We start from the raw sequence: 20,156 nt of genomic DNA, 5'->3' as shown, positions 1-20,156 counted from the left end.
CTGGCGGATACTGACCATGCTGAAATTCGCCCTGAGCCGATTATTGTCGGCAGTCCCCACCCTGTTCATCGTCTCGGTGGCGGTGTTTGGCCTCATCCGCCTGATACCCGGCGACCCGGCCAGTCTGATGCTCGGCGATCTCGCCGATGCGGATGCGCTGGCCGCCGCCCGCAGGTCGATGGGATTGGATAAACCCGTGCCACTGCAATTTGTCATCTGGCTTGGCAATGCCGTGCAAGGTGACCTCGGCCACTCTGTGCTGAATGGCCAGCCGGTGCTTGATCTTGTGTTGCAGCGTTTTTCGACCAGTGCGTGGATGGTGCTGATTGCAGTTGGTCTTTCCGTTCTTATTGCCGTGCCACTCGGCATGGCGGCGGCATGGAAACAGAATGGGGGACTTGATCTTGCTATTGTTGCTATGTCCACTTTGCTGCTTTCAATCCCGACCTTCTGGTTGGGATTGATGATCCTGCTCGGCTTCGGCCTCAAACTCGGCTGGTTACCGGTACTGGGTTATGTTTCGGTCACTGACGACCCGATTGCCGGATTGATCTACCTGATCATGCCAGTGGCAACTCTGGTGCTACATGAAGTAGGCATTATCGTTCGTATGGCCCGTGCCTCGACGCTTGATGTGCTCCGGCTGGATTACATTACTCATGCCCGCGCCAAGGGGTTGGGTGAGGCGGCGGTGCTTCTGCGCCATGCGGCACGTAATGCTTTTGGCCCAACCTGGACGCTTATTGGCTTGGTTCTTGGCAACCTTCTTGGCGGTGTTGCCGTGGTGGAAACCGTGTTCACCATTCCAGGCCTCGGTAGACTGATAGTCGATTCCATTTACGCTCGTGATTACGCCGTCGTGCAGGGTTGCTTGCTGTTTGTGGCCGTCACTTACCTGCTCGTCAATCTGCTGGTTGACCTGCTCTATCCCCTGTTCGATCCGAGAGTGACTGCAGAATGAAACGCCATCAACGAAACCGTATCCTCGGCGGCGCCCTTCTCGCCTGTTTTCTCGGGGCGGCGCTTGCCGGACGCATCTGGACACCTTTCGATCCGATGCGCATCGATCTGCGCTCCAAGCTGCAGGCACCAAACGCTACTCACTGGCTTGGCACCGATGAATTCGGTCGCGACGTGTTGTCCCGGCTAATGACAGCAGCAGGAACCAGTGTCTCTATTAGCCTCGTGACGGTGTGCATTGCAGTTCTCGCCGGCGTGTCGTTTGGTGTTCTGGCGGGTTACGCTCGTGGCTGGACGGACCGCGTCATCATGGCATTGAACGATGCGCTACTGGCTTTTCCCAGCATGTTGCTGGCGCTGGCATTGCTGTCGATTACCGGTGCCAATATGTACGGCATCATTCTGGCGCTCGGCATTGCCTATACGCCCTCCATGGTGCGGGTGGTGCGCGGTTCGGTGCTGTCACTGCGTGAACGGGAATTTATAGAAGCGTCCCGCATCATGGGCAATTCGGCTGTCTATACCATGTTCCGCCACATAGTGCCGAACTGCCTTGGTCCGGTAATCGTGCTGGCAACCTCCATGTTCGGATCGGTCCTGCTGACTGAGAGTGCACTCAGCTTCCTTGGTCTTGGTGTGCCTCCGCCAGCGCCGACCTGGGGCAACATGCTGGCCAGTGGCCGTCCGCACATCGCCGAAGCTGTCTGGCTCGGCATCTTCCCGGGTCTCTGCATCTCCCTGTCACTACTTGGCATAAATCTGTTCGGAGATGCGATCCGCGATCGTTTCGACCCCCGCATGCGAGGATTGTAAGCAATGAAACAGCCTCTTATTCAGGTCGAAAATCTTAGCCTTTCCGTAAACGGTATTGATGACCACGGTATCGTAAGCGATGTTTCGTTCAGCGTTGGTGCGGGTGAAATCGTCGGTATTGTCGGCGAAAGCGGTTCGGGAAAAACCATGGTGGCACGTAGTCTCATGGGTCTCCAGCCACCCGCTATCTCCATCTCGGGCGGCGATATCCGTTTTGAAGGCCGCTCTGTACCATCAATGAAAGGTAAGGAAATCCGCGCATTGCGTGGCTCCCGGCTGGGCATGGTGTTTCAGGAACCAATGACCTCGCTCAATCCGTCGATGACCATTGGCAAGCAGCTTGAAGAGCCACTGAAACTTCACACACGGCTGGACGCCGCTGCACGGCGCGCCAAAATTCTTGAAATTTTGCGGCGGGTCGGCATTCACGATCCCGAAGGTGCGTTGCTGGCATTCCCGCATCATTTTTCAGGCGGCATGCGCCAACGCATGATGCTGGCATCTGCCATGCTGCTGCGACCATCCCTGCTGATTGCGGACGAGCCGACGACAGCGCTTGACGCGCTGGTACAGCGCGAGGTGCTGGAACTGATGCTCGAGATGGTGCGGAGTGAAAACACGGCACTGTTGATGATCAGCCACGACCTGCCCATGGTGGCGCGCTACTGCGACCGCGTCATCGTCATGCGGCAGGGGGAAATTGTCGAGCAGGGTCCGGTTGCGGACATCATTTCCAATCCACGCCATTACTACACACGCGAATTGCTGCAATCCATGCCGATGCGTGGGCCGTTGAGAGACATTGATCCGCAATCAAAGCCCGTCATGGAAGTGCGCGGCATTGAGGTCACATACAGTGCCCGTGCAGGTTTTATGGCGCCGCGAAAGACCAAAAAGGCTTTGCATGGTGTCGACCTTGTCGTGCGGCCGGGTGAAATCGTGGCGCTGGTCGGTGCCTCCGGTTCCGGCAAGACAACACTTGGCCGTTGTATTGCCGGGCTGGTGCCTGCCTCTGCCGGCCGCATTTTCTTCGCCGACGAAGAGGTGAAGCCGGATTCGCCCGTGTGGCGCAACTACCGTCTCAATTGCCAGATGATCTTCCAGGACCCGTTCGGCTCGCTCGATCCGCGCATGAAAACATGCGATATCGTGGCGGAAGCCTTGCGTCACGACACCAAATCGACGCGGGAAGAAAAGCTGTACCGCACCCGCACCATTCTGGAAGAAGTGGGGCTCGACGGGCGTTATTCTGACCGGTTCCCGCACGAGCTTTCCGGCGGCCAGCGTCAGCGCGTGGCAATTGCGCGTGCCATTGTCGGACGGCCGCAGTTCGTGATCGCTGATGAGGCGGTGTCGGCACTTGACGTTACTGTGCGTGCCAGAGTGCTGGAACTGCTGGCTGATCTTCAAAAACGATATGGTTTTTCGTGCCTGTTTATCAGCCATGACCTCGGTGTGGTCGAACAGCTCGCCGACCGGGTGGTGGTGATGCGTGATGGCGCTATCGTTGAGCAAGGCAATCGCGACGACATTTTTGATGCTCCGCAGTCGGAATATACTCGGGCCTTGCTGTCGGCCATTCCAACACTAACCCGCACCGAAACCGGCGTTTCGCTGAACTGGCGTTTCGCAGAAACGGAAAAACAGCAGGCGGACGCATTGCAATGAAATTGACAGCAGTAACTACGGATCTGCCAGGGGCAACACCCGCCTCGCGGGGCACAGACCCAGCGATAATCCTCGCCATGCTAGACGAGATCGAACGTCACGATCTCGAACTGCATAGCCTTCTCGTCTGGCAGGATGGTGCACTGATCACCAGCGCTTACTGGGCACCTTATTCACTTGCCCGCCCGCATATGATGCATTCCGTGACCAAAAGTTTTACCTCCATGGCTGTTGGTTTGGCCGTGTCGGATGGTCTGCTGTCGATCGATGATGCGGTGCTGCAATTTTTCCCTGACTATGCAGGACCGGTCGACGATAACCTGCGGGCCATGAAGGTACGGCATCTGCTGACCATGACCAGCGGTCATGGCCGCGGCATTTCTGGAGGCTCCTGGCGGCGGGTGCTTTCAAGCTGGGTGGAGGATTTCCTGCGCCAGCCCACACCCCACAATCCTGGAGAAGTTTTTGTCTACGACAGTGCTGCAAGCTACATGCTGTCAGCCATCGTGCAGCAGGTCACGGGACGGATGATCGCGGATTATCTCTCTGAGCGGATATTCCAGCCGATGGGCATGTCTACGAATATGACATGGGACACAGGCACTGACGGCGTCAACACCGGCGGCAATGGCCTCAGTTGCACCAGTGAGGACATGCTGAAGCTGGGCATACTGCACTTGCAGGGCGGTGAATGGCAGGGCCGACAGCTTCTGCCCCGGCAATGGGTGCAGGCCGCAACCGGCATGCAGATCCGGGACGTGGTACTCGGTGTTTTCACAGGAGACCACTATCTCGGCCCGGACGAAGTCGGAGATGGTCAAAAGGTTAGCCGGCGTGAAGGCTACGGATATCAATGGTGGCGTGGCCCCCACAACAGTTTTTCCGCCAATGGCCTGTTTGGCCAATATTGTATCGTCCTGCCGGAAGAAAATGCCGTCTTAGCATTTACCGGCGGGTTGGAAGACAGTGATCGCCGTGTCCATCAGCTTATTTATGACGTGCTGCGTCCAGCACTCGGCAAAGGCGGTGGCACCCCTGAGAGCGCCGAGAAACTGGACGCACGTCTGGCTGGATTGCGGCTAAAAAATTTTGCAGACATGGCGTTTTCGGCGGAAAAAGTGCCGTGCGGCACATGGATGGTCGAACCCAACGATCAAGCTATCGAAAGCATCGCTCTTGCCGCCAACAATAACGAACTGAGTGTCACTCTTCGCGATGCGGATGGTGAACATCAAGTACGGGCAGGATGCGGTTTTTACATTGAAACTGTTACCACAATACCCGGCGCAAGGCTGCACCATTCCTACCAGCCAGTCGGCGGATTGAGGGTCTTGGCCTCGGCCCGGCTTCTTGAAAATGACGGTGCCGACACGGTTCTGGAAATGGATTGGATATTCGTTGAAACGGCGTTTCGCGATACCGTTCGCTTACGCTTTACAGACGGCTCGATGATCCTTTCGAGGCGGGTAAATGTCAATTCATCCGAGCTTGAATTTCCTGACATCAAGGGGCAACTGCTGGAGCAGCATGCAAGGGAGAAACAGCATGGTTGACAATGAACCGGTTGCGATTTCTCACATGACGCATGAGACATTTGCGCAGCGTATGAAACGCCCCGCAGTCATTCTCATTCCGCTTGCTTCGCAGGAAGAGCAGGGGCCGCACGCGCCGATGGGTGATTTCATGCTGACCGAACGGCTAGCGGAAATGAGCGCCCGGGCGGGGGACGGGCTGACAGCGCCTGTGCTGCCGTTTGGCCATGCTGAATTTTTCCGGGCGATAGCCGGTGGAATTCAATTGCGTGCTGCGACGTTCACCGCTGTGCTTGAGGATATCCTGACCTCCTTCCTTGATCACGGTTATGAACAGCTGCTGATTTTCAATGGTCACACAACGAATGCACCGCTGCTCGATCAGGTTTGCCGCAAGTTGCGCCGTGAAAAAGGGGTGCTGATACCGGCACTGAACATTTGGCAGAGCTTGCCGGATGGCCTGTGGAAGACACTTTATGGTGATGACGCCGCGCGCGCGCGCGGTCACGGCGGTGAACCGATGACTTCGGTCTATATGCATCTTTTTCCCGAACTGGTTCGAACAGAGGCGATGCGCGATCCCGCGCCGCGTGGCAGCGTGTTCGGTCTGCCCGTTGGTGGTGTCTCTGCCACTCGTTTCGAGGGAATACCGGTCCAGATACCGCTTGACTGCACCGAGGTCGATCCGGCCGGTATGCTCGGTGGTCGGGCCTCATTGGCAAGTGCTGAAAATGGTCAGGTGATTTGTGGCCATATAGTTGGCCATACTGCGCGGTTGATGCGCCATCTCGCCGGTTTCGATCCACGAAATGCCGTACAGCCTTTTGAGGCATCTGTCGCACGGCCGTCGCAAGGAGAAAGCCATGACTGAATTACGTATCGGTGCAATGCCGGTTACGCCTCCCCAGGTGGTTATCGAGGCGTTGCAGCAGATTGAAACGGCCAGTGTCGGGCATCTGCGTCATACCGGTTTCATGACCGGTTCTATTCAAGCGGTCTTGCCGCAGCAACAGGCCCGTGCCGGTGTTGCCGTCACGCTCGCCATTCCCGCCATGTGCTCGACGCTGTTGCATTACGCGCTAAGCGAGGTGCGCCCCGGCGACATGCTGGTAATTGATCGGTTGGGTGACAGCCGCCATGCCTGCCTTGGCGGTGCGGTTGCACGGGCTGCGCGCATGGCAGGTGTTGCCGGTGTCATCATTGACGGGCCGTGTACCGATGTCGCGGAAATCATCGCCGAAGGGCTGCCCGTCTGGTGCCGCGGTGTTTCGTCTGTCACCACCCGCCAGCTTGATCTTGGTGGCACATTCAATCGACCGATCGCCTGTGGTGGTGTGCCGGTTTTGCCGGGCGATATCGTATTGGCGGATGCTTCCGGCGTGGTGGTGCTGCCCGCGGATGAGGCGGCAGACATAGCTGATATCTGCATAGCCCGTGAGACACGTGTTGCCCGCACCATGCAGCGGTTGCTCGATGGCGAAAAGCTCGGTGACATCACCCGCGCGGTGGACAAGGTGAACGCGCGCCTCAAGCCAGGCGCAACGGAAGGAACACAAAAATGACCCCGCTCTATGGCCAGTTGCAAGATATAACGCTGGAGGGCGTACTTTCGGTGATTGCACCCCGCACGCCTCTGGCTCCGATGGTGTTTGACAGCCCCCATAGCGGTCTGGACATGCCTAGGGGATTCCACCCTGCTGTTTCCGCAGAGCGAGTGAGAGTAGCCGCAGACACCCATATCGATGATCTGTTTTCGTCGGCATGTGATGTCGGTGCGCCGTTACTGAGCGCGCGTTTTCCCCGCAGTTTTCTCGATGTGAACCGGTCCTTGCTCGATATGGACACCCAGCTTGTGGACGGTGATTGGCCTCATCCAGTGCGTGAAAGCGCAACGGCGAAACGCGGCATGGGGTTGATGTGGCGTTACGCCTGGGGCGATGAGCCAATGTATGCGGCACCCATGAGTGTGGCGGAAGCTGAGACGCGGATCGTCACCTACTGGCAGCCCTACCATGAACATTTGGCTGGCCTGCTGAATGCCGTCTACAGCCGGTTTGGCCGTGTTTATCACATCAACTGCCATTCGATGACCGCCGTTGGCCATGCGATTTCGTCTGATCCGGCGGGAACGGTGCGGGCAGATATTTGCCTTGGCGATTTGCACGGCGGGTCAGCCTCCAGCGAATTTATAGCGCTGATCACCGAAACTCTTGAAGCGCAGGGGCTGGTCGTTGCGCTCAACAAGCCTTTTCGTGGGGCGGAACTGGTTACAGCCTATTCGAATCCGGCCCTTCAACGCCACAGTGTGCAGTTTGAAATTAACCGCAAGCTCTACATGGACGAGGCAACTCGCGAGCGTAACGATGGTTACGAGGCATTAAAGGGCGTGCTTGCCCGTATGAACCGCGTGCTGGCTGATTACGCCAGCCAGCAACCACCGAAAAAACTTTAAAGGGAATTGTCTCATGTTCGTCCAGCAAAAGGCCGTGCCACTCAATTTTTATCGCCGTGGCCGCACACCGATCTTTGCTTCGCGCATGGATCAGCGCTTTTCGTGGTGCTGCTATATTCCCGAAGGATATGATCCGGCCGGTGAAACCGTGCATCCGCTTGCCGTCCTTGTTCATGGCAGCCTGCGCGACGCTGATATCCTGCGCGACGAATTCATCGACTTTGCCGAACAGCATCAATGCGTCCTGCTGGCACCGCTTTTCCCGGCGGGTATTGATGATGCTGATGATCTGCACAATTACAAACACATGATCTATCACGGTATTCGTTACGATCTTGTTCTGCTGGACATGATTGATGAGCTGGCGACGCGTTACCGTGTCGAGAAGGAAAAGGTGTTGATGCACGGCTTTTCCGGTGGTGCGCAATTTGCCCATCGTTTTTTCTATCTTCACCCGCGCCGACTTCGTGCCGTTTCGGTGGGTGCACCCGGCACCGTCACGCTTCCCGATGATCGCGCCAATTGGTGGGTCGGTTTGAACGGCATGGAAGAGATATTCGGCCAGCCCATTGATATCGACGCGATGCGTCAGGTGGCCGTGCAGCTGGTGATCGGTGACGCGGATGTCGAAACCTGGGATGTCACCGTCGGGCCAAAATCACCCTTCTGGATGGAGGGCATAAATGATAGCGGTGAAACCCGCGTTGAGCGTTTGCGCGCCTTGGAAAAGGGCCTGAAGGCGGTTGGTGTCGAACCGCGTTTCGATAGGGTTGCCGGCATCAGCCATAATGGCACCGGTATTCAGCCGCCCGTCAAGGCATTCTTCTCGGCAGTTCTCGAAGGCTGAGAAACTATCGGCTTGGCCGGAGACTACGACGTCGATCAGTCTTCGGGCCGAACAGATGTGGCGACCCATCGCGCCACATTTTTTGTGCCCTCGGGTTCACCAATCGTGACGCAGCGTGTGTTGACCGCAAACTCGGGTCTGTCAACGGTTACAGTGGCGTGTTGCGTGCCGATCGTTGCGCAGAAATGAACTTGGTCGGCGTTGGAAATGCCGCTCTCCGTCTTATGAAGTGTCACCGCCCCTGTTGTGCCGCGCTGTCCTGCCCATTCCAGCAGCGCGATTTCCGCCGTCTGTGCAGGCGCGTCGTAGGAGGGGTTGCCGCGATAGGCGGGAAGGTAGGGACTGCCCTGTTCAAGGCAGGTGAGAAAATCGCCAACCTGCGATGGCTCTAGTCGGCTATAGCGGGCTCTGTGCGGCAAAACGACAAGTGAGGCTGCAAAACGGCATCCGCCGAGATGGGTGGATTGCAGGATACGGAAGCGACTTGGATTTGCTGCCTGTCGCAGGGCCTTCCATGTCGCAAAGCCGTAACGGGCGCAGCAAGGGTCCTGCTTGCCATCGGTGCAGCACACGATGGTCATGCGTGGGTCATGTGTACCGTCAAGCACGCCTCCACCGGCAATATGCAGCAGCAGCCGTTCGGCTTCCGCAGGTGTCACATGGTCTCTGACAATACCCTGATGCGTGAACCCAACGTCGTCGCCATCCACCAACGCAACGTGAATGCCCGCCGCATTTGCAGCCAAAATTGCCTGCCCGAGCCCTTCTGGCATATTGTGCGATTTGATCCGTGGCACACGCCATTCACCGCGCGGCCAGTGCAGCAGCACATAGCTTTTTGACGATGGGCCAAGTCCCGACGCCGGTTCGCCGCGCTCAGTACACAGGTCACGACAAAAGATACGTGCAGCCATCTGCGATCAATCCCCGAGGCGGGCAGGGTGCGCCTCGCCACTGACGGAAGAACGGCTGAGATGGCGGAAGAGGATGGCCGAAGCCAGCTTTCGGTCATCGCTTTTGATGGCTTCGAGGATTGCCAGGTGGTCTCGCGCCGCCTTGCGTACGCCCGCTTCACTCAGTTCAGCAAATTCCGCATATTCCGTCATGCGCCGCAGGCTGTTTTGGCGGTGGATCGCCTGTTCGAGAAAGCGGTTGTTTGCCCAGGAAACCACGGTTTCGTGGAAGCGGGCATTTGCCTCAAACCAGGCCGATCCTTCAATCGATGCCAATGGGGCGTTAAGCAAAGCCGTCTGTTCACTTTCCAGCGCCAGCAGCATCTCCATGTCCACCCGGAATGTATCTTCCATTACGGCGCCGCATTCGATGATGGCGCGGAAGGCGTAACTTTCATTGACCGCCTGACGGTTGTCTAGGCATTCGGCAAAACGCCAGCCGTGCCCGTCACGCCGTTCTGCAAGTCCTTCAGCAGACAGGCGCATGAGCGTGCGGCGCACGACGCCGCGTGACGTGCCGAAGTGTTCCAGCAATTCTGTTTCGGACGCTTCGCTGCCGATCAGACCGTTTGCTCTCGCATGCATAATCTGCCGGTACAGCACATCCATCCCAGATGGGGGCACAACTTCTTCAAAGCGATCATCGCCGGTTGGCACTCGCACCAACACAAAACCACGATTATCGGTTTGCGCTAGAAGACCCTTTTCAGAAAGGAATTGCAGTACCTGTCGAACTGGCGTACGCGAGATGCCGAATTCGCGGGCGAGAGCCGCATCCGAGATCTTCCCACCGATTGGCCACTTACCCGCACGGACAATTGGTATCAGTTTTCGAACAACTTCAATCTGTAAAGGACTAAGAGCGCCGTTCGCAACACTCTTTGAGCCTAGGATGCCACTTCTCATAGCCACTTATTACACGCCCAATCTATAAAATGATTTATGCGTCATCATAATACAAATCGACTGTCAATCTGAAGCGAATAATTGGTTGTAAGCCACGTTTCGTCGCCTTTACATTTCGCGAAAGCAGATAGTCGCTTGGAGGGTTAATTCTAATGCCGGACTGGACGCCATATCGACTTGTACATAGATCAGGCAACTGAATGAAATGAGCGCGGTTATGGGGAGATTTTATCACCCTCGTTAGCCGTCAACTACACCCAACTCGAAGTATGGCGTCAACGATGAACGGTAGCCGCAGGAATCGCGTGTTGCGAGCCCCCGCAACCAATATTCCAAAAACCCCTGGCATCAGCCGCGGAGGTTTCGCGGTATGGGCATAAGCACAATGCTCACACAAACGGGTCCTTAATTCGCCACAACGACGGGCCTCAGTCAGCAGCCAGATATTCAACCGAGCGAAATTCTTGACTGCGCAAGTGCGCCAGGTCTTCATCCAGTTGGCTAAGTCGCATCATATGTGCGGTGATCTGTAATGAGATGATGTGCCGGTCGTCTATAGAGAAACGTTCCCACCTCTTGAGATTGTCGATGACCTCAATGAGGTCGAGACGTTCTTGTTCAAGTTTCTCCAAATTCCAGATCATCGCAGCCGGCCTCCCGATTTGACTTGCGTGAAACGTAGCATGGCCGGATCGGTTCAAACCGATAAGATTTAGCGTAAATTTTATCTAAATCGCAAGTTGCTCCAAGCTGCGGTTGGCGTGCTTGAGCAAATCCAGGGGATCCGTCAGCTAGCCACCGCGCTTGGTCGCGAATAGTGTCGTCGTCGAACGCATGGAACAGGCTTTTACCGATCCAATGCCTCCAGGGAACACCCGCATCATCCGCGGAAACTTGCCGCGCGGCAACGGGAGCTCGAGGTGCGGCTGAAAGTGCTGCTTGGCACATGGATTCTCAACCAACTGCAAAAAAGCCGGCGGATGGAATGGATGCTCAGATGCTGCTCCACTTACTGCGGTGTAAGCTGACGCAGATGGCGCTGTGTGATGCCGATCGTGCACTGCTTGGGGATTTGCTCAAAGGGGAAATCGTGGGTGAGGCTGGCTGATCGTTTGCTGGAGGGAGAAGGACCGTGTCCGGTCGCGTCCGGGTTCTGGTCGGCATGTTCAGTCATTGTGGTGGCATTGCAACTGGCCAACAGGTGGCCCGTACTTGCCCACCCCTGTTTGTCGCTTCCCGCCTTCGGAAAAGGGACAAGAAAAAAGCCCGGCACAATGGCCGGGCTTTTGCTGTTGCTGTCCGGGTGAATCAGAATTTTACGCCGAGGCCGACGCGTATTGCATGCTGGTCGACATCTGCATTGATTGCAGCGCCGCCGAAATCGAAATCCTTGTCGCCGAAATCGGTGTAACGATACTCAACGCGTCCGAACACCATGTCGGTAAACGCGTAGTCGAGACCAACGCCGACGGTGTAGCCGTTGAACGTTTCCTTCACGTCGGCAATGCCCGGAACTTCCGCGTAGCCGCGAGCATAGGCCCAGCCTGCGGTACCATAGACCAGGGCACGGTCAAATGCGTAGCCGACCCGGCCACGAACCGAACCCTGCCAGTCAAACCCGTAGTCAAAGCCCGTGCCAAGGATAGTGGCTGAATCATCGCCCCAGTTCTTTTCGAAGTCTGCTTCGAGGCCAACGACCCAGCTGTTGCCAAGGTCGTAGTTGAAGCCGACGAAACCACCGGCAAGAGCACCGTCGAAGTCTGCGGACGTTTGGCCGGGAAGGCCGACGATCGAAGCGTCATTGTTGTTCCAGCCGTAGCCGGCCTGGACACCGGCGGTAAACCCGGTCCAGCTGAACAGCGGCGCAACGTCTGCTGCCGGGGCTGCAGGAACTTCTGATACGGCATCGGCCGCCATTGCAGTCGATGCCGCAAGCACGAATGCGATAGTCGATACGATTTTCTTCATAGTCTCTGAACTCCCTTATATGAGAGATCATTCATATGCTTTTTTCCAGAAATATGATGTAACCTTTGTGCAACGCCCGCGACCTCAGCAGCTGTCTGCATAAATTGAGGCTGTCCGGCTTCAGCGTCTCGTGCAATCACACTCTTTCGGCTCATTTTTCTGGCGCTGGCGGGCCACAGATACCTTCGACCGGTGAAGGCCGTCAGCCGAGCTGGCGCTCAATTGCGGCCTTGTCGATGACCGACCAGACCCTGCGGATTTTTGTCTGTTCGAGCTCGTAGAAAACATGCTCGCAGAACTGAACGCGTCGGCCATTGACCGGAAGGCCCATGAAGGTGGATTTGGGAGTGCAATCGAACGAAAGCCGGGCGCCGATCCGGGGCACGTCGCTGACAAGGATCTCTGCCTGAAACCGAAGGTCTGGAATATCAGCAAAGTCCCTGACCAGCATGTCGCGATAGCCCGACAGGCCTAACGCCCGGCCGTTGTGTTCAACAGTATCGTCGACGAAAGTGCCGAGCTCATCGAAGGCCTGACGGTTGAGGCAGTCGAGATAAGCCAGGTAAATGACGTTAAGTGTATGCATGTGTTTGTCCCCTGTCGACGTGGCGAATGACGTCCTTGGCCCCTGGCTTTCTGGATCATGACGGTGCGGGTCAAGCTGTGATGAGATCGCACCTGCCATCATCCAGTCGGTACAACACATCCTGCGGAACGGGCAGTTCGAGCATCTCCAGCTTCGAAAGTCCGAGAAAAACACCCCGAAGAATCCGCCCGAACAGGCCATGGGAAATGGCGATCGTCGGATGCCGGAGATCCGAGATCCATGACGTCGCGCGCTTGCAGGCGTCATCAAAACTTTCGCCATCCGGTGCCCTGAAATACCAGTCGAATGCGTTGGATCCTTCAAGGCGCCCAGGAAATTCGGCATCAATCTCAAATCGCGTCATCCCGTCCCAGGATCCGGTGGTGACCTCAACGAGCCTGTCATCTTCGAGATACTGGAGCGTAACCTCGGCCAGGACCCGTTCTGCTGTCTGTCGCACGCGCCCGAGCGGACTGATTTGCATCCGGAAAGACTGCTCATCGTCGCAGAGAGCGTCACGGAGCAGGCGTGCGACTTGATCTGCCTGTTCGATACCGCGCGCGGTCAGCGGCGAATCCTGTTGGCCCTGAAACCGGCCAAGACAGTTCCAGACTGTTTCGCCGTGGCGCAGGAGATAGATTGTTGGGACAGCCACGCTTGCTTCACCTCTATGTTCGTAATCGATTGCCATCGCTCGTGGCATCAATACGGAAACGTGCCGATTGCAGCGCATTGATGACCGCGTGCAAGGCCTGATCCCTGTCCTTGCCCGACAACGATAGTAGGTTGTGCTCGAAAGCCCCGAGATTGGCGAACTGGGCATGAAGATCGGCCACGACCAGCGGATCGTGGAGGCTGACGCCGCCGCGAGTCTGACAGCGTTCGATTGCTTCTGTTACTGTCGTGCGCAGCACGATGTAGTGCAGCGGGCATGCAAGCGCCAGGAAGGCCGGGAGCCAGTCCGGTCGCACGACGCCGTCAAGGATGACGAAGTAACCCTCACTGGCGTAACGACCGGCAACATCGGCGGCGATCTGCATGATCATGCGGTTCTGCTGATGGGATTGCGGTAGCCATGGATCGATGCGGCCATGCTTGATATAACCCCATAGGTCATCGCTGTGAAAATGCACTTTTGGAACCCCGGGCAAGTGCGCCAGCGTTTCGGCGATTGTGGATTTGCCGGAGCCGGGGTGGCCGGACAGAAGCAGGATATGGCCGCCGAGATCGTCTGTCATGTTCCGTCACTAACCACTGGTATACATGAACCCGCCGATACGACGGTCATTGGCCCAAGTAGCCACCCTGTCATTCTACGTCCTGGCCGATAGGCGGGTGAAGAGCTGCCGCCTGAGCTGTCCTATCTGGCAAAGCTTACCACGAGATAGGCGGACGCCAGAAGCAGGGTGACGATTGTGAAGAATATCAGACCTGCCGCCAGTTCATCGAACCGGCCGTCGCGTTCATTGCGGTCCCAGTCGTAAGCCATAGCCAACCTCCATCGTTGCTGTGAGAGGAAGGTGGTCCGGTATGGTTAATGGAATGCTAATAGTCGAAGGCTGAATGTTGCCGGTATGATTTGGTGGCTGGGCCCTGGTGACTGATTTCATCGCGAGATTGGTTGAAACAAAGGTACAGAAGTAATACCATTGGTTTCGACGGTATTACGGGAGTTTGACATGACAACAACGGTAACGGCCAAAGGGCAGGTCACCATTCCAAAAGCTGTACGCGAGCTTTTGGGGATTTCACCAGGAAGCTCGGTCGATTTTGTTCGAGCCCCCGATGGAAGGATAGTTCTCGTCAGGGCGGACAAGAAACAGCCACTCACGCGTTTCGCCAAGCTGCGCGGCCATGCCGGTGAAGGTCTGGGTACCGACGCGATTCTGGCTCTGACCCGTGGTGACGAGTGACGCTTGTCGATACAAATGTCCTGCTTGATCTCGTGACGGACGACCGGGTTTGGGCCGACTGGTCGATTGAGCAGCTCGAGCTGGCGAGCGTTTCGGGTCCGCTGTTTATCAATGACGTCGTCTACGCGGAACTATCTATTCGATATGAGCGGATAGAGGCTCTTGATGCTTTTGTCGATCAGGCGGGGTTGAAGTTCACCCCTTTCCCTCGCGCTGCGTTATTTTTGGCGGGTAAGGCCTTTGCCAGATATCGACGCGGCGGCGGTACCCGTACCGGTGTTTTGCCTGACTTTTTCATTGGAGCCCACGCGGCAATACAAAACCTTCCCTTGTTGACGCGAGATGTGGCTCGTTACCGATCATATTTTCCCACGGTCACTCTGATTTCACCTGGAGCTTAGGCCTGCGCCGCTCTGATCCGGCACCGGTTTCGGGGTCGGTATGGCTCTGATGGGCCGCCCAGGCGATAGCTACAAGGGCTTTCAACTGGATGGCTTAACAATGCTGATGTCGGTTTTGCTATCGAGGACGATATGCAGGTCGCGGATCATGCCTGCCGCGAGCAGCAGAGCGTTTCGGATCTCTTCATCGCTGCGCCACCCGAGCTCGATGGAGAGGGTAACGGTTTGGATCTCGAGGAGGCGGTCACGACCGGGGCCGGGTGGAATTCCGATTGTTTCGCGCATGTCCCGGATCGTTGTAACGGCCCGTTCGAGCACACGCCGCTTCTGATAGTCGTCGAGGTGATCGAGCCTGTTGGCGTCGCGGACAAGTTCGGCAATGAAACTGTTGGTCAGGGTCATTGTGTGATGTTGCCGGGTCGGCTGAAGGGCGTCAACACAAGACCGGCAGCGTGGGCTTCAGCTTGCGGTTTTAGGTGTTGCTGTGATCACGGTGCATCAGGGCAGAACCTGCGGAGAAATGGATTGTGCGACTATGAAGTTTATATATTGCCGATAAATATCATATATTTATGTAATAACCCGCATGTAAAAAGTGAAGACTATGGTAAGTACTGTTTCAGCAATTTGTCGAACAATCGTGATGAAACATAGTCTTCTCAAACGAAGAAAAAGGCCCTTGCTCCTGGCGGGGGCAATCCCTCACATTCCCGATCAGGATGATTTGGTGCGATCAAGTGAAAAACTTACCGATCGGGAAGTGAAGCGTCGATTTTTTGTGAAAACTTCCTGTACGGTAAGTCAAGAGATGGAGGTTGACGATGTTCAGGTCCGCATGCGATTTCGGAGCTGCTATCAGGGAGAAACGCAAATCTCTTGGCTGGACGCAAACCATGCTTGCTGCCCGTTCCGGAACGGGTGAACGCTTCATCGTCGAGCTTGAATCGGGCAAGCCGAGTTGCCAGCTCGAAAAAGCCCTGATCGTCGCGCGCACCGTCGGCATCGAGATCGGCGATCTCAACACGGTCCAGACTGTGCAAGCCGCGCCGGACGGTGACCTCGGCTTTTTGCCGATATTTGGTGTTGATCGATGACAACTATTTACTATGAGACCTTGCCTGTCGCCCATCTCACTTTTGATGGCGAATGGACGTTGGACTACGATCCGGGCTGGGAAGCACGCCGCACGGCTTCTCCGGTGTCGCTCACCATGCCGCTGCGCTCGGGGTCCGTGAGTGCCGCGAAGCTGCTGCCCTGGCTTGCCAATCTGCTTCCGGAAACACATCTTGCCGAGATCGGCCAGCGCCTCAAGGTTTCTCCGCAGGACATTGTCGGTCTGCTTGGTTATATCGGACGTGACACGGCGGGGGCGCTCTCGATCGGCGAACCGCGGAAAGCGGGTGTCAACCTTTAGCCCGTGCCGGATGAGCAGGCTCTGGAGCCTATTCTCGATGAACTTCCTGCCAAACCTTTTCTGGTCGGTGAGCGCGGTGTTTCCATGTCGCTTGCGGGCGTCCAGGAGAAGTGCGTGCATGCCGCGACGTGAAGGGGAAGAAGCTTTATTCGAGATGTTCTACCGCGAAGTGCTTTTTAGGAAGCAGTTCTATGATGACATCGTGTTTCGTCACGCACATGTGCCAAAGCGATAGTGAACCGGTTCATTACCGCGCGCGTCGGGCCGTCCGAAAAGCTTGTTTACGGGCATCTTTGTCACAGACCGTACGAAACGGAACGCTGCGGGAACGCGACGCCCGTCTCGCCGTTATGACCTACTGCTGTAATAGATGGCATTGGAGTACGTGCGTATGGGCAGTCGAGTTTGCATCATTGGGTCAGGTCCCACCGGTATTTTCACACTTCAGCGTCTGGTTCAGTCTCCCGCACCACTCTCCATCACCGTTTACGAAGCCGAAATGCTGGCCGGAAAGGGGACGCCCTATCTTCCCGGCGCCAACGATCCGGTAATGCTGTCCAATATCCCCAGCATTGAAATACCTTCAATGCCCATGTCGCTGATCAACTGGCTGTACAGCCAGAGTGACGACTATCTGAGCCGCTTCTCCATTGTGCGATCTGGAATCAATGAGCGCGAATTTTATCCACGGCTCGTTCTGGGCGATTATTTTCACACACAATTCACAGCCATTGTGAGAGACGCGAGGAACCGCGGGCATGAGGTCGATGTGTGCCCCGGCCATTGTGTCAGGGATATCGTTCTCGGTATCGATCAGATCCGCGTCAGCGTCGATACGAATGATGGCAGTTTTGACGCCATTTTCGACCACGTCGTGATGGCGACCGGCCACAACTGGCCAGATAAAACCGAGGTGAGACCCGGTTATTTTGCGTCTCCATGGCCGGCGGCAGCTCTTAAGGCTGCCTGCCACGGTCGGCTTGGTATATTGGGAACGTCTCTGAGCGGCATCGATTCCCTGTTAACCGTCGCGGTATCGTGCGGTTCATTTATCCATGATGACGCGGGAATATTGCAGTTTCACGCTGCCACCGGCCACGAGAATTTCTCGGCCGTGATGATGTCGCGCAAGGGGTTGTTGCCGGAGGCTGACTTCTACGGCCCGCTTCCATATTCAATGCCAAATGTGTGCACGCAGGAGGCCGTGGATAAGGAGATTGGACGAGGACCGGTTGGTTTGCTCGACAGGGTGTTTGAACTTTTTCGCCGTGAAATCGCAACTGCTGATCCCGACTACGCCTCTGAGATAGGCTTGAGCAGCCTTACCGTCGATAGTTTCGCGGAAGCTTATTATGGGCGCCGGTCAGCCACTGATCCATTCGCCTGGGCAGCAGCGAACCTTGCGGAAGTCGAGCATAATGCCCGGGAACGTTTCACGGTACCTTGGCGCTACGCCATTTTGATAACACACGAAATTATCGCGCGGGCGATCCCACATTTGGACACACAGGATCTGGGCCGGTTTAACAAGTCGTTCAAAAGTGTCTTCATTGATGACTATGCGACAGTTCCGCATTTGTCGATCAAGCGTCTTCTTGCACTACGGAATGCCGGCCGGCTCGAGATTATGCGGCTCGGCGACGATTATTCCATCGATACTGATGGTCTTTCGCGCGGGGCGGGGGTGCGGATGAGGGATGCCGAAGAGATATTCGACAGCTTTATCGATGCCACTGGCCAGACTGCCCTCTCCGCCCGGGACCTGCCTTTCCCTTCGCTGCGGCGCGGGACTGTGAAACCAGCAATGACAGTGGAGTCCGGGACTCCACTAGCTATTGAAGAGAACGACCCAATTGTCAGAAGAACCGGTGGTATAGCGGTGGATGAAAGTTACCGTCCGCTCGATACGGGCCTGCTGTCGAACCGCCTTTACTGTGTGGCCATTCCCTTTTTGTTGCACAAGCATCCGTTCGTTCAGGGCATAACAAGCGCAGCGGAACTGGGCGAGACCGCTGCGGAGGCCATTTTGGAAGACCTGAGCAAAACCGCATTTCCGTCGATACTTTTAACGGCCTGACAGTAGCAGACGGGAAGTGATGATGACTGAGCGCATTCGACCAATGCCGGCAATCGGGAAAATCGTAGAAATATGGCGATACCCAGTGAGCTCGCTCGGCGGGGAAATATGCCATGAGGCCGACATCAGTCTGAATGGCATCACGGGAGATAGGCGTTTCGGCCTCTTTGATCCCGTGTCCGGCGTAGTCGCTGCGCCGGAAAAAGACGCTCGTTGGCGCCCGGCGCTTTTTCTTAAGAGCGCCATGGATGAGAATGGCGTTCGTATTGGGTTTCCGAACAGACGATGGCTATACCTCGAAGATTCTCAATTGCCGCAGGCGCTGTCAGCGCATTTCGGATTTGAAGTGGCGATCGGCAGTTATGCCGCGGCGGATCCTCTGGCACCCTCTCTTCCGCAAATCAGAAATCGCTATTCGGTATCGCCCCTGCATTTAGTGACTACCTCCTCGTTGTGCGAACTTCAGCGGATGACGCCACAAAGCACTATCGACCGGCTGCGTTTTCGTCCCAACATCCTACTTGAAACGCGAGACATGTCCGGCTTTTCAGAATTTGGCTGGATCGGCGACGCCATCGGTTTCGGCACAGTTGAGGTCACGGTGACGGAAACGACAAAACGCTGTGGCATGACACTTATCGCCCAGCCGGAACTGAAGGAGCAGCCTGAAATCCTCCGAACGATGCTGAGAAACACCAGTCGCGCGCTTGGCATTTATTGTGAGCCCAGGACAACAGGCCTTATTGAGATCGGCACTACCGGGAAAAAACACGTCGGGTAGCCAGTTGTCTGCAGTGAGATGCGTCACCGCTTTCGCAGGGGTTATTTAAGTGTACCTCTCGGCAGGTATGCCAAAGCGCGTGCCGACCAACGCAACAATTAAGACTGCTTATTATTGAGGGCTTGAGAGATGTAATCTCTTTCCCGACGAAGGCAGGTGGTATTTCGTGTTCCCCACTGCTGCGCAAAAAGGGATGAGAATCGTGAAGAATGCTATCAGCTTAGCCGTCTTTTTTGCTTTGACTGTATCATCGTAATCAAGCCAGACGAAAGAGCCGAAATTCTCGACCCGTTTGATTATATCCGTTGATGAGCCGTTTAATAAAGAAGGTGGGGCGGTAATTATATCTGGTCGTCAGGTTTCAGATGATAATGGCGCGCCCTAGCTGCAGATTCGGCACCTGGGGAGGCAAGCGAAAAGGCGTTCCATATAAGCGTGTCGTCGCCTGCCTCTATCGTGGATTTTGTTTACCCTGAGAGCGGAACCTACAGTTTTAAGTTTCAATCTCCTCCTGGCAGCAACGCCGCGCCCCTTAAAACTCGGGAGGTTTTAACAGGCAGCGCTGAGGTGGCCGATCCGGAAACCAAAGAGCAGGTGAGTTGGCCATCGATGAGCGTCATTTATGTTGAAGGTGCCACCTATAATGAGGGATGGGCGCGGATATTCGCTTCCACTTTCGATCTGGCTTTCAATAGCGAGGATAAATCTGCCGTTTCTATCGAGCGTTTCCCTGCGGGCCGTGTTTTATCGTTATCCTGGAGCGCGATTGTAGCGTTTGTGAGGGATTCCAAATGAGCCAGTTGCTCCCGGTAGCGCTGTCATTTCGTCTCAATAGGAGAGATATCGGTCTGGGTGGTATTGGCTTCCACGGCGATTGAAGAGGAT

The 20,156-nt window shown here is 56.1% G+C and carries 24 protein-coding genes; 15 read left to right on the top strand and 9 right to left on the bottom strand.

Annotated features, from left to right (window positions below):
* The first annotated feature begins 16 nt into the window (after nucleotides 1-16).
* The 8 genes from GH784_RS23775 to GH784_RS23740 all read left to right on the top strand — a co-directional run bounded on the left by GH784_RS23775 (nucleotide 17) and on the right by GH784_RS23740 (nucleotide 8,272).
* The gene (locus GH784_RS23775) at nucleotides 17-961 is read left to right on the top strand and encodes an ABC transporter permease (RefSeq protein WP_111796705.1); all 945 of its coding nucleotides are present in this window, start codon (nucleotides 17-19) and stop codon (nucleotides 959-961) included.
* A complete protein-coding gene (locus tag GH784_RS23770) occupies nucleotides 958-1,773 on the top strand; it encodes an ABC transporter permease (protein WP_038495639.1) in 816 nt (271 codons plus the stop codon). Before GH784_RS23775 ends, GH784_RS23770 begins: the two co-directional genes overlap by 4 nt.
* Before the next feature lie 3 nt (nucleotides 1,774-1,776).
* Nucleotides 1,777-3,441: a dipeptide ABC transporter ATP-binding protein gene (locus tag GH784_RS23765; protein WP_111802312.1), complete on the top strand. Its 1,665-nt coding sequence runs from the start codon at nucleotides 1,777-1,779 to the stop codon at nucleotides 3,439-3,441.
* Between the two features lie 77 nt (nucleotides 3,442-3,518).
* The gene (locus tag GH784_RS23760) at nucleotides 3,519-4,994 is read left to right on the top strand and encodes a serine hydrolase domain-containing protein (protein WP_236772756.1); all 1,476 of its coding nucleotides are present in this window, start codon (nucleotides 3,519-3,521) and stop codon (nucleotides 4,992-4,994) included.
* The gene (locus GH784_RS23755; RefSeq protein WP_112493371.1) at nucleotides 4,987-5,844 is read left to right on the top strand and encodes a creatininase family protein; all 858 of its coding nucleotides are present in this window, start codon (nucleotides 4,987-4,989) and stop codon (nucleotides 5,842-5,844) included. Before GH784_RS23760 ends, GH784_RS23755 begins: the two co-directional genes overlap by 8 nt.
* A complete protein-coding gene (locus tag GH784_RS23750; RefSeq protein ID WP_111802315.1) occupies nucleotides 5,837-6,535 on the top strand; it encodes an RraA family protein in 699 nt (232 codons plus the stop codon). The genes GH784_RS23755 and GH784_RS23750 overlap by 8 nt, the downstream gene beginning before the upstream one ends.
* Nucleotides 6,532-7,425: an N-formylglutamate amidohydrolase gene (locus tag GH784_RS23745; RefSeq protein ID WP_111796708.1), complete on the top strand. Its 894-nt coding sequence runs from the start codon at nucleotides 6,532-6,534 to the stop codon at nucleotides 7,423-7,425. The genes GH784_RS23750 and GH784_RS23745 overlap by 4 nt, the downstream gene beginning before the upstream one ends.
* A gap of 13 nt (nucleotides 7,426-7,438) precedes the next feature.
* A complete protein-coding gene (locus GH784_RS23740) occupies nucleotides 7,439-8,272 on the top strand; it encodes an alpha/beta hydrolase family protein (protein ID WP_003518948.1) in 834 nt (277 codons plus the stop codon).
* 35 nt (nucleotides 8,273-8,307) lie between these two features.
* Here GH784_RS23740 and GH784_RS23735 read toward each other — a convergent pair whose 3' ends face one another.
* From GH784_RS23735 to GH784_RS27635, 8 genes are all read right to left on the bottom strand, one after another.
* Nucleotides 8,308-9,186, bottom strand: coding sequence for a sucrase ferredoxin (locus GH784_RS23735; RefSeq protein ID WP_153793910.1), 879 nt, complete (start codon nucleotides 9,184-9,186; stop codon nucleotides 8,308-8,310).
* Between the two features lie 6 nt (nucleotides 9,187-9,192).
* On the bottom strand, nucleotides 9,193-10,131 hold the full coding sequence (locus GH784_RS23730) for a GntR family transcriptional regulator (protein ID WP_111796710.1): 939 nt from the start codon (nucleotides 10,129-10,131) through the stop codon (nucleotides 9,193-9,195).
* Nucleotides 10,132-10,559: 428 nt separating this feature from the next.
* Nucleotides 10,560-10,775, bottom strand: coding sequence for a hypothetical protein (locus GH784_RS23725; RefSeq protein ID WP_065659437.1), 216 nt, complete (start codon nucleotides 10,773-10,775; stop codon nucleotides 10,560-10,562).
* Between the two features lie 664 nt (nucleotides 10,776-11,439).
* Entirely contained in the window at nucleotides 11,440-12,099 is a 660-nt protein-coding gene (locus GH784_RS23720) for an outer membrane protein (RefSeq protein WP_013762458.1), read from the bottom strand.
* A gap of 202 nt (nucleotides 12,100-12,301) precedes the next feature.
* Entirely contained in the window at nucleotides 12,302-12,685 is a 384-nt protein-coding gene (locus GH784_RS23715; RefSeq protein ID WP_111802317.1) for an ester cyclase, read from the bottom strand.
* 70 nt (nucleotides 12,686-12,755) lie between these two features.
* Nucleotides 12,756-13,376 (bottom strand): histidine phosphatase family protein, encoded by a 621-nt coding sequence (locus tag GH784_RS23710; RefSeq protein ID WP_112493370.1) that lies wholly within the window; start codon nucleotides 13,374-13,376, stop codon nucleotides 12,756-12,758.
* Nucleotides 13,354-13,923, bottom strand: a complete 570-nt coding sequence (locus GH784_RS23705) for an AAA family ATPase (RefSeq protein WP_111802319.1) — start codon at nucleotides 13,921-13,923, stop codon at nucleotides 13,354-13,356. The genes GH784_RS23710 and GH784_RS23705 overlap by 23 nt, the downstream gene beginning before the upstream one ends.
* A gap of 122 nt (nucleotides 13,924-14,045) precedes the next feature.
* Nucleotides 14,046-14,174 carry a hypothetical protein gene (locus GH784_RS27635; RefSeq protein ID WP_263634972.1) on the bottom strand — a complete coding sequence of 43 codons (129 nt, stop codon included), beginning with the start codon at nucleotides 14,172-14,174 and terminating at the stop codon, nucleotides 14,046-14,048.
* Nucleotides 14,175-14,364: 190 nt separating this feature from the next.
* Between GH784_RS27635 and GH784_RS23700 the strand changes: the two genes are divergently transcribed.
* Both GH784_RS23700 and GH784_RS23695 read left to right on the top strand, forming a co-directional pair.
* Nucleotides 14,365-14,598 carry an AbrB/MazE/SpoVT family DNA-binding domain-containing protein gene (locus tag GH784_RS23700; RefSeq protein ID WP_162633773.1) on the top strand — a complete coding sequence of 78 codons (234 nt, stop codon included), beginning with the start codon at nucleotides 14,365-14,367 and terminating at the stop codon, nucleotides 14,596-14,598.
* The gene (locus GH784_RS23695) at nucleotides 14,595-14,999 is read left to right on the top strand and encodes a type II toxin-antitoxin system VapC family toxin (RefSeq protein WP_111796716.1); all 405 of its coding nucleotides are present in this window, start codon (nucleotides 14,595-14,597) and stop codon (nucleotides 14,997-14,999) included. The genes GH784_RS23700 and GH784_RS23695 overlap by 4 nt, the downstream gene beginning before the upstream one ends.
* Before the next feature lie 81 nt (nucleotides 15,000-15,080).
* Here the strand turns inward: GH784_RS23695 and GH784_RS23690 are convergent, their stop codons facing one another.
* Entirely contained in the window at nucleotides 15,081-15,401 is a 321-nt protein-coding gene (locus tag GH784_RS23690) for a hypothetical protein (protein ID WP_111802320.1), read from the bottom strand.
* A 419-nt stretch (nucleotides 15,402-15,820) separates the two neighbouring features.
* Here GH784_RS23690 and GH784_RS23685 point away from each other — a divergent pair, with 419 nt between their 5' ends.
* The 5 genes from GH784_RS23685 (at nucleotide 15,821) to GH784_RS23665 (ending at nucleotide 20,066) form a co-directional block, all read left to right on the top strand.
* Nucleotides 15,821-16,093, top strand: a complete 273-nt coding sequence (locus GH784_RS23685) for a helix-turn-helix domain-containing protein (RefSeq protein ID WP_111796718.1) — start codon at nucleotides 15,821-15,823, stop codon at nucleotides 16,091-16,093.
* Nucleotides 16,090-16,413 (top strand): HipA N-terminal domain-containing protein, encoded by a 324-nt coding sequence (locus GH784_RS23680; protein ID WP_246670495.1) that lies wholly within the window; start codon nucleotides 16,090-16,092, stop codon nucleotides 16,411-16,413. The genes GH784_RS23685 and GH784_RS23680 overlap by 4 nt, the downstream gene beginning before the upstream one ends.
* Before the next feature lie 391 nt (nucleotides 16,414-16,804).
* Complete coding sequence (locus GH784_RS23675; RefSeq protein WP_112493369.1) at nucleotides 16,805-18,490, top strand: FAD/NAD(P)-binding protein; 1,686 nt, start codon at nucleotides 16,805-16,807, stop codon at nucleotides 18,488-18,490.
* Between the two features lie 22 nt (nucleotides 18,491-18,512).
* Nucleotides 18,513-19,271, top strand: a complete 759-nt coding sequence (locus GH784_RS23670; RefSeq protein ID WP_162696465.1) for an MOSC domain-containing protein — start codon at nucleotides 18,513-18,515, stop codon at nucleotides 19,269-19,271.
* A gap of 435 nt (nucleotides 19,272-19,706) precedes the next feature.
* Nucleotides 19,707-20,066, top strand: a complete 360-nt coding sequence (locus GH784_RS23665) for a hypothetical protein (protein WP_210251794.1) — start codon at nucleotides 19,707-19,709, stop codon at nucleotides 20,064-20,066.
* Nucleotides 20,067-20,156: the final 90 nt, after the last annotated feature.

The organism is Agrobacterium tumefaciens (assembly GCF_009649785.1).
Classification (GTDB): domain Bacteria; phylum Pseudomonadota; class Alphaproteobacteria; order Rhizobiales; family Rhizobiaceae; genus Agrobacterium; species Agrobacterium tumefaciens.
The sequence above is the reverse complement of the archived record's forward strand: the minus strand, read 5'-3'. Positions and strand labels throughout refer to the sequence as shown.

Bases quoted from the DNA above. Each gene is read 5' to 3' on its own strand.
- GH784_RS23775 (WP_111796705.1), top strand. From the start codon at position 17: ATGCTGAAATTCGCCCTGAGCCGATTATTGTCGGCAGTCCCCACCCTG.
- GH784_RS23770 (WP_038495639.1), top strand. From the start codon at position 958: ATGAAACGCCATCAACGAAACCGTATCCTCGGCGGCGCCCTTCTCGCC.
- GH784_RS23765 (WP_111802312.1), top strand. From the start codon at position 1,777: ATGAAACAGCCTCTTATTCAGGTCGAAAATCTTAGCCTTTCCGTAAAC.
- GH784_RS23760 (WP_236772756.1), top strand. From the start codon at position 3,519: ATGCTAGACGAGATCGAACGTCACGATCTCGAACTGCATAGCCTTCTC.
- GH784_RS23755 (WP_112493371.1), top strand. From the start codon at position 4,987: ATGGTTGACAATGAACCGGTTGCGATTTCTCACATGACGCATGAGACA.
- GH784_RS23750 (WP_111802315.1), top strand. From the start codon at position 5,837: ATGACTGAATTACGTATCGGTGCAATGCCGGTTACGCCTCCCCAGGTG.
- GH784_RS23745 (WP_111796708.1), top strand. From the start codon at position 6,532: ATGACCCCGCTCTATGGCCAGTTGCAAGATATAACGCTGGAGGGCGTA.
- GH784_RS23740 (WP_003518948.1), top strand. From the start codon at position 7,439: ATGTTCGTCCAGCAAAAGGCCGTGCCACTCAATTTTTATCGCCGTGGC.
- GH784_RS23735 (WP_153793910.1), bottom strand. From the start codon at position 9,186: ATGGCTGCACGTATCTTTTGTCGTGACCTGTGTACTGAGCGCGGCGAA.
- GH784_RS23730 (WP_111796710.1), bottom strand. From the start codon at position 10,131: ATGAGAAGTGGCATCCTAGGCTCAAAGAGTGTTGCGAACGGCGCTCTT.
- GH784_RS23725 (WP_065659437.1), bottom strand. From the start codon at position 10,775: ATGATCTGGAATTTGGAGAAACTTGAACAAGAACGTCTCGACCTCATT.
- GH784_RS23720 (WP_013762458.1), bottom strand. From the start codon at position 12,099: ATGAAGAAAATCGTATCGACTATCGCATTCGTGCTTGCGGCATCGACT.
- GH784_RS23715 (WP_111802317.1), bottom strand. From the start codon at position 12,685: ATGCATACACTTAACGTCATTTACCTGGCTTATCTCGACTGCCTCAAC.
- GH784_RS23710 (WP_112493370.1), bottom strand. From the start codon at position 13,376: ATGGCAATCGATTACGAACATAGAGGTGAAGCAAGCGTGGCTGTCCCA.
- GH784_RS23705 (WP_111802319.1), bottom strand. From the start codon at position 13,923: ATGACAGACGATCTCGGCGGCCATATCCTGCTTCTGTCCGGCCACCCC.
- GH784_RS27635 (WP_263634972.1), bottom strand. From the start codon at position 14,174: ATGGCTTACGACTGGGACCGCAATGAACGCGACGGCCGGTTCGATGAA.
- GH784_RS23700 (WP_162633773.1), top strand. From the start codon at position 14,365: ATGACAACAACGGTAACGGCCAAAGGGCAGGTCACCATTCCAAAAGCT.
- GH784_RS23690 (WP_111802320.1), bottom strand. From the start codon at position 15,401: ATGACCCTGACCAACAGTTTCATTGCCGAACTTGTCCGCGACGCCAAC.
- GH784_RS23685 (WP_111796718.1), top strand. From the start codon at position 15,821: ATGTTCAGGTCCGCATGCGATTTCGGAGCTGCTATCAGGGAGAAACGC.
- GH784_RS23680 (WP_246670495.1), top strand. From the start codon at position 16,090: ATGACAACTATTTACTATGAGACCTTGCCTGTCGCCCATCTCACTTTT.
- GH784_RS23675 (WP_112493369.1), top strand. From the start codon at position 16,805: ATGGGCAGTCGAGTTTGCATCATTGGGTCAGGTCCCACCGGTATTTTC.
- GH784_RS23670 (WP_162696465.1), top strand. From the start codon at position 18,513: ATGACTGAGCGCATTCGACCAATGCCGGCAATCGGGAAAATCGTAGAA.